A 12,643-nucleotide genomic window follows, 5' to 3' on the forward strand; every position below is an offset into this window, starting at 1 on the left:
CTTATCTGTATTGCGCTACCAGCTATCTTTTTTGAACCAATTGCTTAGGGAGCGATCATCTGCACTTCGCTCGCCTTGCGTGGCTTGCCAATCGGCGCGGAGGCCAGGCCTTTCTGCACGGCAGCCAGATCTTCCTCGTTGGGGTATTCGCCCAGCAGCCAGTAGTCAAACACCCGGCGCGCGATGGGGGCGGCATGGGCCGCGCCGAAGCCGGCGTTTTCCACAATCGCCGCGAGCACAATGCTGGGGTTTTCGGCCGGGGCAAAGGCGGTAAACAGCGAATGGTCGCGTTGGTGTTCTTCGAGGGACTTCGCGTTGTATTTGACGTTCTGCCCCATGGTCACCGCTTGGGCGGTGCCGGTCTTGCCACCGGCCGTGTACGGCGCCCCGGCAAACACGCGCGTGCCGGTGCCGCCCTTGTTCACGGCGACCATGGCGTTGCGCACGATGTCCACGTTCTTGGGCAGAAAACCCAGGTCTACGCCAGGGGGCTGGTGGATCTCGGTGATGGCCCCCGTAACCGCATTCTTCACGGCCTTGGCCATGTGCGGCCGGTAACGAATGCCGCCGTTGGACAGCGTGGCCTGCGCCAGCGCCAGCTGCAGCATGGTGAAGTTGTTGTAGCCCTGGCCAATGCCCAGCGACACGGTTTCGCCAGGAAACCAGCGCTTCATTTCGGGACGCTTGTAGGCATTGCGTTTCCACTCGGTGCTGGGCAAGGTGCCCCGCACCTCGCCATTGAGGTCGATGCCCGTGGCCTGCCCAAGGCCCAGCGGCTTCATGAAGTCATGGATGGCATCCACACCCATCTCCACCGCCAGCGAGTAGAAGTAGGTGTTGCTCGATTGCTGGATGGCGCGGTGCATGTCCACCCCGCCCAGCCCACCTTCATGGCTGCGGAAGGTGTGGCCGCCGAAGGTGTAGAAGCCCGGATCGTTGACCACCAGGCTGGGCGAGCGCTTGCCCAGCTGCAGCGCCGCCAGCGCCATGAAGGGCTTGTAGGTGGAGCCTGGCGGGTAGGTGCCGCGCATGGCGCGGTTGAGCAGAGGCTTGTCGATGGATTCGTTGAGCGCCGTCCAGTTCTCCACGTCAATCCCCTCGACAAAAAGATTGGGGTCGAACGTGGGCTTGCTGACCAAAGCCAGGATCTCACCGTTGCGCGGGTCGATGGCCACCAGCGCACCCCGGCGGTTGCCGTACATGTCTTCAATGAGCTTTTGCAGCTTGATGTCGATGGACAGCATCACGCTGTCACCAGGCGTGGCCGCGTGGCTGGACAGCTTGCGCACCGCCCGCCCGCCCGCCGACGTTTCCATCTGCTCGACCCCGGTGGCGCCATGCAGGGCGGACTCGAAACTCTGCTCGATGCCCAGCTTGCCGATGTATTCCGTACCCCGGTAGTTGGCTTCGTCCTCGGAATCCTGGATGCGCGCCTTCTCGGTCTGGTTGATGCGGCCGATGTAGCCGATGGCATGGCTGGCCACATCGCCCATGGGATAGTTGCGGAACAGGCGCGCCTTGATGTCCACACCCGGGAAGCGGTAGCGCTGGGCGGTAAAACGCGCAACCTCCTGGTCGGTCAGGCGCGTGCGGATGGGCAGGGACTCGAAGTTGCGCGACTCTTCCATGAGCCGCTTGAAGCGGCGGCGGTCACGGCTCTGGATCTCCACCACCTTGGACAGCTCATCGATGGTCTCGTCCAGCACCCCCGCGCGCGAAGGCGTGATCTCCAGCGTGTAGGCCGAATAGTTGGTGGCCAGCACCACGCCGTTGCGGTCCAGGATGAGCCCCCGGTTGGGCACGATGGGCACGACGGCCGTCCGGTTGCTCTCCGCCTGCGCCGCCAGGTCTTCGTGCCGGACCACCTGCAGATACACCAGCCGGGCAGCGATGAGGCAAAACGCAAAAAACACCAGGGCGCCGATGACCAGCGCCCGCATCCGAAAGCGCGAAGCATCGGCTTCGCTGCTGCGCACCTCGGTCACGCCCTACCCCCCATTCGGGCACACGCAGGCCCGTGCTTACCGTCCACGGGCAAATACGGACCGTTGGCAAAACGCGCTGGCATCAAGGAAGGCATGGGCTACAGAGGCCGGTTCTGGTCGCGGTCGGGCGGGCGTCGCTGCGGGGCCAGCAGCACCCAGCTGGCCAGAGGCCACAGCAGGGCCTCCAGCACTGGCGCGAGAAAACTCCACAGCCCCGGGAATATGCCCCCGGACGCCATCCGCAGCAAGAGCTCGATGGCGTGGGCGAGGGCAAACAGGGGCAACACCTGCAAGGCCTGCGACGGCACACTGAACCACAGCAGGCGGCGGTGGATGGCAATCGCGCCAAACGACAGCACGGTGTAGGACAGCGCATGCTGGCCCAGCAGCGCCGACTGGCTCACATCCATGCACAGGCCCAGCAGGAACGCCACGCCCATGCCGATGCGCAGTGGCTGGTGCACGCCCCAGAAGACCAGCAGCACCATCAGCACATCGGGCGTCCAGACGATGCGACCCAGTGGCAGCATGTTGATGGCCAGCCCCACAGCCAGGCTGGCGACAATAAATACCGGGTTGACCGGAAGCAGCAGCGGCTCGCCGCGCGGCATGATCATCGCGCGCTCCCTTTCGAAAGGGGTTCACCCTTTCGCAGGCCGTGGTCCAGCCACCGCCTCCTTGACACGTACTTCGTCATCCCCGGCGCCCTCCGCGTTTCGCGGGCGCGGGGTGCGCGGGCTCCGGCCGCGGCAGTGCGTTCTCGGCCAAGGGCTGGAGGACCACCACGTGGCGTGCCCCCTGCACCTGGGCCAGGGGCGTGCAGTAGACCCTGGCGAAGGCGGAGTCGGCCCGGCGCTCCACCCGCAGCACCCGTGCCACGGGCAGGCCCGAGGGGTACAAACCGTCCACGCCGCTGGTCGTCAGCAGGTCATCCTCGCGCACGTCGGCATTTGCAGGCATGAAGCGCAGCTCCATGCCGCCGCCGTGTCCGGCCACGGGATCGCCATAGGCCACCCCGCGCGCGCCCGTGCGAACGTTCAGCACGGGAATGGCCTGGTCGCGATCCACCAGCAAAGTGACTTCGCTCACGAGCGGAAAAACCCGCGTGACCTGGCCCAGCACGCCCGCCTCGTCCATCACCGGGGCACCCAACATCACGCCGCCCATCTGCCCGCGGTCGATCACCACGCGGCGCGTATAGGGGTCGGCCGTGTCATAGATCACCTCTGCGGCCTGCGCCGGGGTTTCCAGGCGGTCGCGCAGCGCCAAGAGCTGTCGCAGCCTCCCGTTTTCCAGGGCCAGTTGTTCCGCCTGGTTGGCGCGCTGGCCCATCAGGGTCATCTTCTGGCGCGCGGCATCCAGCCCTTCCTGGGCGGTCTGCAGCGACTGGAAGTAGTCCGCACCGTGGCTCGCAAACTCCACGGGTTTGAGCATCAGCCATTGCACCGGATAGAGCACGGTGGCCACCGCTTGCCGAAAAGGCCCGGTGAGCTGAAAGCGCGCATCGGCCACCATGAGAAACAGCGCCAGCGCGCTGTAGACGGCCAAACGCGACAGGGCCGAAGGGCCCTGTTTGAAGAAAGGGGGAGCGCTGCGCTCAAGAGTACCCAGTGGCATCGTGCGAAGCGGTCAGGATCTGCCGCGTGGAGGCAACTCCACGGGCATGTGCTCAGACAGAAGCAATGGAGCAGGTGCGGTCATGCAGTTCAGAGCGAAAAAGTGCCTGCAGCATACAGGCCCGCAGGCTTACTCGCTCGTGAAAATGCTACCCAGGCGGTCCATGCGCTCCAGCGCAATGCCGCAGCCGCGCACCACGCAGGTCAGCGGGTCTTCCGCCACCAGCACCGGCAGGCCGGTTTCTTCGGCCAGCAGGCGATCCAGGTCGCGCAACAGCGCGCCACCACCGGTCAGCATCATGCCGCGGTCGGCGATGTCGGCGCCCAGCTCGGGCGGGGTCTGCTCCAGCGCGTTCTTCACGGCGGAGACGATCTGGTTAAGCGGGTCGGTCAGCGCCTCCAGCACTTCGTTGCTGGAAATGGTGAAGCTGCGCGGTACGCCTTCGGACAGGTTGCGGCCCTTGACCTCCATCTCGCGCACTTCCGAACCAGGGAAGGCCGAGCCAATGCTCTTCTTGATGGCCTCGGCCGTAGGTTCGCCGATCAGCATGCCGTAGTTGCGGCGGATGTAGCTGATGATGGCTTCGTCAAACTTGTCGCCACCGACGCGGACGCTGCCCTTGTAGACCATGCCGCCCAGCGAAATCACCCCGACTTCGGTGGTGCCACCGCCGATGTCCACGACCATGGAGCCCGAGGCTTCGGACACCGGAAGGCCCGCACCGATACCGGCGGCCATGGGTTCTTCGATCAGATAGACGGCAGTAGCGCCAGCGGCTTCTGCGGCGTCCTTGATGGCGCGGCGCTCGACCTGGGTAGAGCCGCAGGGAACGCAGATGATGATGCGCGGGCTGGGGGTGAACAGCGTGCGCGGGTGCACCATCTTGATGAACTGCTTGATCATCTGTTCGGTGATCACGAAGTCAGCAATCACGCCGTCCTTCATGGGCCGGATGGCCTCGATATTGCCAGGCACCTTGCCCAGCATGGCTTTCGCCTCGCGGCCTACCGCCTGAATGACTTTCTTGCCGTGCGGCCCGCCTTCGTGGCGGATGGCGACGACGGAAGGTTCGTCAAGCACAATGCCCTTGTCGCGGGCGAAAATGAGGGTGTTGGCGGTGCCAAGGTCAATGGCAAGGTCGGTGGAGAAATACCGACGGAAAGCTCCGAACATTCAAAAATCCTCTCAGGCACGGCATGCACGTCGGCCTGCCATCGCCAGGTGTGTCAGGGTGTGGGTGGGGGTCAAAAATCGCTTTTTTCGCACAAAAACCGGCAGTGAAGGGGGTATTGCGGCAAAGCCGGGATAATACCCCATCCCCTGTGAATAACTCCCTCCGGCGCGGCCCGGATCACAGCTTTACTTCTGGTTTCTCTAGATTCTCCTCCCTATGGCACTGACCCCCCAGGACATCGGCCGCATCGCCAATTTGGCACGGCTTGAGCTGACACCCTCCGAAAGTGAGCGCATGCTGACCCAGCTCAATGGCTTCTTTGACATCGTGGAACAAATGCGGGCTGTGGATACCTCGGGCATCACGCCCCTGGCGCACCCCGTCGCTGCCATCCAGGACGTGGCTTTGCGGCTGCGCGAGGACGTGGCCAGCGAGCCCAACCAGCGTGAAGCCAACCAGAAGAGCGCACCCGCTGTAGAGCGCGGCCTGTTCCTCGTCCCCAAAGTGATCGAGTGAGACGCGCATGAGCACAACAACGACCAAAGCCCTGCACGACCTGGGCGTTTCCGAGCTGGCCACCGGCCTGCGCAACAAGCAATTTTCTGCCGTCGAAGCCGCCCAGCACTTCCTGGCCCGCGCCAAAGCGCACCAGAATCTGGGCGCCTATGTGGCCCTGAACGAAGACGCCACCCTGGCCCAGGCCCAGGCCGCCGATGCGCGCCTTGCCGCTGGCACGGCGGGCGCACTGGAAGGTGTGCCGATTGCCCACAAGGACATCTTCGTCACGCGCGACTTCCCCAGCACGGCGGGCTCCAAGATGCTCGCCGGCTACCAGTCGCCCTTTGATGCCACCGTCGTCACCAAGCTGGCCGATGCGGGCGCCGTGACGCTGGGCAAGCTCAACTGCGACGAGTTCGCGATGGGTTCGTCCAACGAGAACTCCGCAGTCGCCCCTGTGGGGTTTGGCGCCCCGGCCCCCGTGCGCAACCCCTGGGACACCAGCCGCATCCCCGGCGGCTCGTCGGGCGGCAGCGCCGTGGCCGTGGCCGCGCGCCTGGCCCCGGCCGTCACCGGCACCGACACTGGCGGCTCCATCCGCCAGCCCGCATCGTTTTGTGGCATCACCGGCATCAAGCCCACCTATGGCCGCGCCAGCCGCTACGGCATGATCGCCTTTGCGTCCAGCCTCGACCAGGCTGGCCCCATGGCCCGCTCGGCCGAAGACTGCGCGCTGCTGCTGTCCGCCATGTGCGGCCCCGACCCGGACCGCGACTCCACGTCGCTCGACGTGCCTGCCGAGAACTTCAGAGCGAAGCTCAACGACAGCATTGACGGCCTGCGCATCGGCATCCCCGCCGAGTTCTTTGGCGAAGGCCTGGCGCCCGATGTGCGCGCCGCCGTGGATGCCGCCCTGAAGGAATACGAAAAGCTCGGCGCCAAGCTCGTGCCCATCAGCCTGCCGCGCACCGAGCTGTCCATCCCCGTGTACTACATCATTGCCCCCGCCGAAGCCTCGTCCAACCTCAGCCGCTTCGACGGCGTGAAGTTCGGCCACCGCGCCAAGGACTACACCGACCTGGTAGACATGTACAAGAAGACCCGCGCCGAAGGTTTTGGCGACGAGGTCAAGCGCCGCATCATGATCGGCGCCTATGTGCTGAGTCACGGCTACTACGACGCCTATTACCTGCAGGCGCAGAAGATCCGCCGCATGATCGCCGACGACTTCCAGAACGCGTTCAAGAGCTGCGACCTCATCGCCGGCCCCGTGGCCCCCACCGTGGCCTGGAAGCTGGGCGAGCATGGCGCCGACCCGCTGGCCGACTACCTGGCCGACATCTTCACCCTGCCCGGCTCGCTGGCCGGCCTGCCCGGCATGAGCGTGCCTGCAGGTTTTGGCGAAGGGGGTTTGCCCGTGGGGCTGCAGCTGATTGGCAACTACTTCCAGGAAGCCCGCCTTCTGAACGCTGCGCACCGCCTGCAGCAAGCCACTGATTTCCACCTCCGCCAACCCGGAGGTCTGTGACATGACGACGACCAGCAAATTGATCCACGGCTACGAAGTTGTCATCGGCTTCGAAACCCACACCCAGCTTGCCACGCAGAGCAAGATCTTCAGCCGCGCGCCCACCGCCTTTGGCGCCGAGCCCAACACCCAGGCCTGCGCGGTGGACCTGGCCCTGCCCGGCACGCTGCCCGTGATGAACCGCGAGGCAGTGGCCTGCGCTATCAAATTAGGACTGGCTCTGGGCTCCCACATTGCGCCAGTGAGTATTTTTGCCCGTAAAAACTACTTCTACCCCGACCTGCCTAAGGGCTACCAGATCAGCCAGTTCGAGATCCCGGTGGTGCAGGGCGGCGAGGTGGAGTTTTTCCTCGGCGACGAAAAGAAAACCGTGCGCCTGGTGCGCGCCCATCTCGAAGAAGACGCGGGCAAATCGCTGCACGAAGACTTCATCGGCCAAAGCGGCATCGATCTGAACCGCGCCGGCACGCCATTGCTGGAGATCGTGACCGAGCCCGACATGCGTTCGTCCGACGAAGCCGTGGCCTATGCGAAAGAGTTGCACAAGATCGTGACCTGGATCGGCATCTGCGACGGCAACATGCAGGAAGGCAGCTTCCGCTGTGATGCCAATGTGTCCGTCCGCAAGCCCGGCTGCCCGTTGGGCACACGCCGCGAGATCAAGAACCTGAACTCGTTCAAGTTCATGCAGCAGGCCATTGACTACGAGATCCGCTGGCAGATCGACCAGATCGAGGACGGCCACGCCATCCAGCAGGCCACCGTGCTTTTCGACCCGGATACGGGCGAAACACGCGCCATGCGGACCAAGGAAGACGCGGCGGATTACCGCTACTTCCCTGATCCGGATCTGCCTCCGCTACACATTTTAGAGCAATGGGTGCAGGAACAACGTGCGCTGATGGCCGAATTGCCCCGCACTATGGCCGCGCGTTTTGTGGCGGACTATGGCCTGCCCGAATATGACGCCACCACACTTACACAGAGCAAGGCGATGGCGGCCTATTTTGAGGCAGCAGCCAAGGCCTGCGGTCAGCCCAAGCTGGCCAGCAACTGGATCATGGGCGAAGTGTCACGGCGCATGAACCTGGGAGAGATCGGCATCGAGAAAGCGCCGGTCACTTCGGTGCAACTGGCTGCGCTGATTGGCCGGATCGCCGATGGCACGATTTCCAACAATGCAGCGAAGCAGGTGTTTGATGCATTGTGGGAAGGTGAAGCTGCAGACGTGGATACCCTCATTGAGTCCAAAGGCCTCAAGCAGATGAACGACTCCGGCGCGCTGGAGAAAATCATCGACGAGGTGATTGCCGCCAACCCCGACAACGTGGCCCAGTTCCGCGCGGGCAAGGACAAGGCGTTCAATGCACTGGTGGGCCAGGCGATGAAGGCCAGCAAGGGCAAGGCGAACCCGCAACAGGTCAACGACCTGCTGCGTGCCAAGCTGGCGGGCTGACTTCAACACCTGTAAACACTGGCGCAAAGAACAAAGGGGTCCGCGAGGCCCCTTTGTTTTTTTATCCTGAAGTCGGTTCTTTAAGTGATTTTCGCGGCGCGGGCTCTGGGCAGATCAGCCCCCCAACCTCGTCTATCGAGCTCCCGACGCAGGAGGCACCGCGCTGGCAGAGGGTTTCGCAGCCGCTGCGGGGGACACGCGCTGAGGATCCCACAGCTTGCGCAGCTGGGCCAGTTCAGCGTCAAAGCGCTGGTGCACGCGGCGCTTTTCCTGGTCCTGCCCCGCAATGAAGCGCTGCTGCTCGGCAAGGCTGTCGTCAATCTCAGCGATTTTGCGGCGCAGCGTCATGGGCGCCTTGTTGGGATCCTTCTGGTAGAACTCCATCTCCACATCGAGCTTCTTGCGCTCAGCTTTCAGCTCGACTATGCGTTTTTCTGCGGTAGCCGTGACATCGTCCACCAGCTGGATGGCTGCAGTGCGCTCCACATCATGGGCCGGTTTGTCGGGGTAGCGGGCGACAAGAACGCGTTCACGCCGGCGCTCTTCGACAATGCGGGACCGCTCCTCGGCGTCCTTGCGGTTCTGGGCGTCCTGGGCGGCACGCTCCAGCTCCGTGAGCGAGGGTCCGATCTGGCGGCGTGTGGTGCCCGAGGGGCTGAGTTCGCGCTGCTCCCGGTCCAGGCATTCCGGAATAGGCCGGTCGGCCGTCAGCCGGCGCCCGTTGCGGTCCACACACGTGTAGATACCGCCAGTCGCACCTTGCTGCGACTGCGCCGAGGCCAGCTCCACGCCCAGGGTAAGCAGCACCAACCCGCCCATGATCCACGCCGACTTGCTCAAATCATCTACCCTTCGTTAACGCCGTACCGCTGGCGGTAGGCCAGCACTTTTTCGTGATGCGAGCGCATCCCCTCTTCCCCGTTTTGCGAGAGATACAGCAATAAGTCTGCCAGCCGGGCGATGGCACACACCTGCATGCCCAGCTGATCGCGCACGTACTGCACCGCGCTATGGTCCACATCTTGGCCATTCTCTGTGGCTTTTTCCTGGCGGTCCAGCGCAATTGCAACCGCATGCGGCGTGGCACCGGCGGCCTGGATGATCGCAATGGATTCGCGGGCAGCGGTCCCTGCCGACATGACGTCATCCACGATCAGCACCCGGCCTTTCAAGGGGGCACCCACCAGCGTGCCGCCCTCGCCATGGTCCTTGGCCTCCTTGCGGTTGTAGGCAAAAGGCACGTTGCGCCCCAGCCGGGCCAGCTCCACCGCGACCGTGGCCGCCAGGGGAATGCCCTTGTAGGCCGGGCCAAAAACCATGTCGAATTCGATGCCGCTGGCCAGCAGGGCTTTTGCATAGAATTCCGCCAGCCGCCCCATCTTGCGGCCATCGTCGAACAGGCCTGCGTTGAAGAAATATGGGCTCAGGCGCCCCGCCTTGGTCTTGAATTCACCGAACCGCAGCACGCCCGATTCGACGGCAAAACGTACAAAATCCTGCGCCAGCTGGCCCTGTCCAGAGGTTTGCGCGCCAACATCCACCATGGGGAATTCCTTGTTCAAGTTAACCAGCCTCAATCTCAATGGCATCCGCTCGGCCACCAGCAAAGGCGTGGAAAGCTGGATGGCAGCCACGCGGCCGGATTGTATTTGTGTACAGGAAGTGAAGGCCCAGGCGGCCGACATGGCCAACCGCTTCGAGCGCATGGCCGGCCTGCAAGGCCACTTCCACTATGCCCAGAAAAAAGGCTATTCCGGCGTGGGCGTCTACACGCGGCACGAGCCTTCGGATGTAGTCATTGGCTATGGCTCTGAAGAGTTCGATACAGAAGGCCGCTATGTGGAGCTGCGTTTCGACACGCCGGCCCGCAAGCTGTCGATCATCAGCGCGTACTTTCCGAGCGGCTCGTCGGGCGAGGAGCGCCAGCAGGCCAAGTTCCGGTTTCTGGCCGAGATCCATCCCCACCTGATGAAAGTCAAGGGCGAACGTGACTTCATTCTGTGCGGCGACATCAATATTGCGCACCAGCAAATTGACCTCAAAAACTGGCGCAGCAACCAGAAAAACAGTGGTTTTTTGCCCGAAGAACGGGCCTGGATGACAAAGTTGTTGCACACAACTGATGAAGGCGGCGGCATCATAGACGTTTACCGCCAGTTACAACCTACCGCCACGGACACCGCCTACACATGGTGGAGCAACCGGGGGCAGGCGTATGCCAACAACGTGGGGTGGCGGCTGGACTACCACCTGGCCACCCCCGCGCTCGCGGCGCTGGCACGTGCTGAATCCATCTACAAAAGTGAAAAGTTCTCGGACCACGCGCCCATCACGGTGGACTATGACTTCAGCCTTTGACGATGCCCGCCTCTGACCACTGATGCCCGACACCGCAGCCCCCACCGCCCCCCCGCCCCACGGTTTCCGCCCCGCCAACGCGGAATCCTTGTGGAGACAGCTCTCCACCCCCCATCCCACCGTTGGCAAGGCGCGCCACCTGGGGGAGGCGCTGGTCCATGCGGGCATGCTGTCCCCCTCGGCCCTGGAAGACGGCCTCAAGAAGCAGTTGCAGGAGCGCGGCGCCGGGCAACACCGGCTGATCGGGCAGATCCTGGTGGAAGGCGGCGTCCTCACCCAGGAGCAGCTGCGCCAGGTCATTGCCGCATGGCTGGGCGAGTACACCGTACACCCAGGCGACATTGCGCCAGAAGCGACGGCCCTGGCCCTGGTGCCACGCGCAGTGGCAGAGCGTGAATCCGTGCTGCCGCTGATCGCCCGCGAAGACGCGCTGGTGTTGCTCATGGCCGATCCCTGTGACCGCGTGCTGCTGGACGAACTGCGGTTTCTCACACAGCGCCGGCTCCTTCCGCTGCAGGCCGCACCGGGCACGCTGATGCCCGCCATCCACCGCGCCTACCGCACCCAGCCCGGTGGCGGCGCCGACGCGGCCACCGCCGCACGCGCCACCTCCCGCGAGCTGGCGGCAAACCTCGGCAGCACGGCCCCGGACGCGGACTCCGAACAGGCCGACGTGATCAGCGAGTCGGACAACACCCTGGTACGGCTCATCAATTCGGTGATCGACGAAGCCATCCACCACCGCGCCTCCGACATCCACATTGAGACCGAGCCCGCTCCGCAGAACGTGCGCATCCGCCTGCGCATCGACGGCGACCTCACGCCCTACCTGGAGCTGCCGGCACGCTACCGCTTCGCGATGGTGGCGCGCATCAAGATCATGGCGGGCATGGACATCTCGGAGCACCGCAAGCCCCAGGACGGCAAGATCGACTTCGCCCGCTTCGGCGGCCCGCCGGTGGAGCTGCGCGTGGTTACCGTGCCCACCTCGCGCGGGCTGGAAGACGTGGTGCTGCGCCTGCTGGCCGGTGCCAAGCCGCTGCCGCTGGAGAACATCGGCCTGAGCCCGCCCAACCTGCAGGCCCTGCGGGCGGTGGTGCAAAAGAGTTACGGCCTGGTGCTGGTGTGCGGCCCCACGGGCTGTGGCAAGACGACCACGCTGCACTCGGTGGTGCACGACATCAACACCGCCGGCCGCAAGATCTGGACGGCCGAAGACCCCATCGAGATCACGCAGGAGGGCCTGCGCCAGGTGCAGGTGAACCCGCGCATCGGCTGGACTTTTGCAGCCGCAATGCGCACCTTTCTGCGCGCCGACCCGGACGTCATCATGATCGGCGAGATGCGCGACGAGGAAACCGCGCGCATCGCCATCGAGGCCTCACTCACCGGCCACCTGGTGCTGTCCACCCTGCACACCAACTCGGCGCCCGAGAGCATTGCGCGGCTGCTCGAGATGGGCCTGGACCCGTTCAACTTCTCGGATTCTCTGCTTGCCATCCTGGCCCAGCGCCTGGTGCGCCGCCTGTGCACGGCCTGCCGCGAGCCGCGGGTGGCCGACCACGACACGCTGCTGGGCCTGGCGTCGCAGTACCTGGACAGTGGCACCCGCAACACGCCCGAGGCCTGCGAGGCGCAGGTGGCGCGCTGGCGCCAGCAGCATGGCGGCGCACAGGGCGAGCTGCGCCTGTGGCGGCACGTGGGCTGCACGAAGTGCGACGGCCACGGCTACCACGGCCGGCTGGGCATCCATGAGCTGATGCTGAGCGACGAGGCCATCCGCCAGCACATCCGCCACCGCGCCCCCGCCTCGGACATCCGCCATTCGGCACTGGCCGCGGGCATGCTGACGCTGCGCCAGGACGGCATCGAGAAGGTGCTGCAGGGGTTGACCGACATGTCGGAAGTGGTGGCGGCAACCAACCTGTGATGTGCGCCCACTCCGGCGATGGCTACCGCTGGAAAAATGTGAAAAAAAGGCCAATGGCGCTTAACGAATAAGCGCCAACAGCTATCAAAAAATGAGC

The 12,643-nt window shown here is 64.5% G+C and carries 11 protein-coding genes; 5 read left to right on the forward strand and 6 right to left on the reverse strand.

Annotated elements, in window-relative coordinates:
• Nucleotides 1–44: 44 nt before the first annotated feature.
• The 4 genes from mrdA to ASE39_RS09805 all read right to left on the reverse strand — a co-directional run bounded on the left by mrdA (nt 45) and on the right by ASE39_RS09805 (nt 4,775).
• The gene (gene mrdA / locus ASE39_RS09790; RefSeq protein WP_057271019.1) at nt 45–1,985 is read right to left on the reverse strand and encodes a penicillin-binding protein 2; all 1,941 of its coding nucleotides are present in this window, start codon (nt 1,983–1,985) and stop codon (nt 45–47) included.
• Nucleotides 1,986–2,083: 98 nt separating this feature from the next.
• Complete coding sequence (gene mreD, locus ASE39_RS09795; RefSeq protein WP_010467061.1) at nt 2,084–2,602, reverse strand: rod shape-determining protein MreD; 519 nt, start codon at nt 2,600–2,602, stop codon at nt 2,084–2,086.
• 76 nt (nt 2,603–2,678) lie between these two features.
• The gene (mreC, locus tag ASE39_RS09800) at nt 2,679–3,602 is read right to left on the reverse strand and encodes a rod shape-determining protein MreC (RefSeq protein WP_010467059.1); all 924 of its coding nucleotides are present in this window, start codon (nt 3,600–3,602) and stop codon (nt 2,679–2,681) included.
• A 129-nt stretch (nt 3,603–3,731) separates the two neighbouring features.
• Entirely contained in the window at nt 3,732–4,775 is a 1,044-nt protein-coding gene (locus ASE39_RS09805) for a rod shape-determining protein (protein WP_010467056.1), read from the reverse strand.
• A 217-nt stretch (nt 4,776–4,992) separates the two neighbouring features.
• On the opposite strand from ASE39_RS09805, the gene gatC reads away from it, so the two are divergent.
• Genes gatC through gatB form a run of 3 tightly spaced genes read left to right on the forward strand, consistent with a single transcriptional unit; the run spans nt 4,993 to nt 8,258 of the window.
• A complete protein-coding gene (gene gatC / locus ASE39_RS09810; protein WP_010467054.1) occupies nt 4,993–5,292 on the forward strand; it encodes an Asp-tRNA(Asn)/Glu-tRNA(Gln) amidotransferase subunit GatC in 300 nt (99 codons plus the stop codon).
• Between the two features lie 7 nt (nt 5,293–5,299).
• A complete protein-coding gene (gatA, locus tag ASE39_RS09815) occupies nt 5,300–6,802 on the forward strand; it encodes an Asp-tRNA(Asn)/Glu-tRNA(Gln) amidotransferase subunit GatA (protein WP_057271020.1) in 1,503 nt (500 codons plus the stop codon).
• Between the two features lies 1 nt (nt 6,803).
• Entirely contained in the window at nt 6,804–8,258 is a 1,455-nt protein-coding gene (gatB, locus tag ASE39_RS09820; protein ID WP_057271021.1) for an Asp-tRNA(Asn)/Glu-tRNA(Gln) amidotransferase subunit GatB, read from the forward strand.
• 132 nt (nt 8,259–8,390) lie between these two features.
• Here the strand turns inward: gatB and ASE39_RS09825 are convergent, their stop codons facing one another.
• Nucleotides 8,391–9,098 (reverse strand): DUF4124 domain-containing protein, encoded by a 708-nt coding sequence (locus ASE39_RS09825; RefSeq protein WP_140426740.1) that lies wholly within the window; start codon nt 9,096–9,098, stop codon nt 8,391–8,393.
• Nucleotides 9,099–9,103: 5 nt separating this feature from the next.
• On the reverse strand, nt 9,104–9,802 hold the full coding sequence (gene pyrE, locus ASE39_RS09830) for an orotate phosphoribosyltransferase (RefSeq protein WP_057271023.1): 699 nt from the start codon (nt 9,800–9,802) through the stop codon (nt 9,104–9,106).
• 10 nt (nt 9,803–9,812) lie between these two features.
• On the opposite strand from pyrE, the gene ASE39_RS09835 reads away from it, so the two are divergent.
• Complete coding sequence (locus tag ASE39_RS09835) at nt 9,813–10,616, forward strand: exodeoxyribonuclease III (RefSeq protein WP_057271426.1); 804 nt, start codon at nt 9,813–9,815, stop codon at nt 10,614–10,616.
• A gap of 22 nt (nt 10,617–10,638) precedes the next feature.
• On the forward strand, nt 10,639–12,546 hold the full coding sequence (locus ASE39_RS09840; RefSeq protein ID WP_057271024.1) for a GspE/PulE family protein: 1,908 nt from the start codon (nt 10,639–10,641) through the stop codon (nt 12,544–12,546).
• The last annotated feature ends 97 nt before the right edge of the window (nt 12,547–12,643 follow it).

The organism is Acidovorax sp. Root267 (genome assembly GCF_001429215.1).
GTDB classification, from domain to species: domain Bacteria; phylum Pseudomonadota; class Gammaproteobacteria; order Burkholderiales; family Burkholderiaceae_C; genus Acidovorax; species Acidovorax radicis.

Excerpts from the sequence above, each read along its gene's own strand:
- mreD (WP_010467061.1), bottom strand. The coding sequence starts at position 2,602 with ATGATCATGCCGCGCGGCGAGCCGCTGCTGCTTCCGGTCAACCCGGTA.
- mreC (WP_010467059.1), bottom strand. The coding sequence starts at position 3,602 with ATGCCACTGGGTACTCTTGAGCGCAGCGCTCCCCCTTTCTTCAAACAG.
- ASE39_RS09805 (WP_010467056.1), bottom strand. The coding sequence starts at position 4,775 with ATGTTCGGAGCTTTCCGTCGGTATTTCTCCACCGACCTTGCCATTGAC.
- gatC (WP_010467054.1), top strand. The coding sequence starts at position 4,993 with ATGGCACTGACCCCCCAGGACATCGGCCGCATCGCCAATTTGGCACGG.
- gatA (WP_057271020.1), top strand. The coding sequence starts at position 5,300 with ATGAGCACAACAACGACCAAAGCCCTGCACGACCTGGGCGTTTCCGAG.
- gatB (WP_057271021.1), top strand. The coding sequence starts at position 6,804 with ATGACGACGACCAGCAAATTGATCCACGGCTACGAAGTTGTCATCGGC.
- pyrE (WP_057271023.1), bottom strand. The coding sequence starts at position 9,802 with ATGGTGGATGTTGGCGCGCAAACCTCTGGACAGGGCCAGCTGGCGCAG.
- ASE39_RS09840 (WP_057271024.1), top strand. The coding sequence starts at position 10,639 with ATGCCCGACACCGCAGCCCCCACCGCCCCCCCGCCCCACGGTTTCCGC.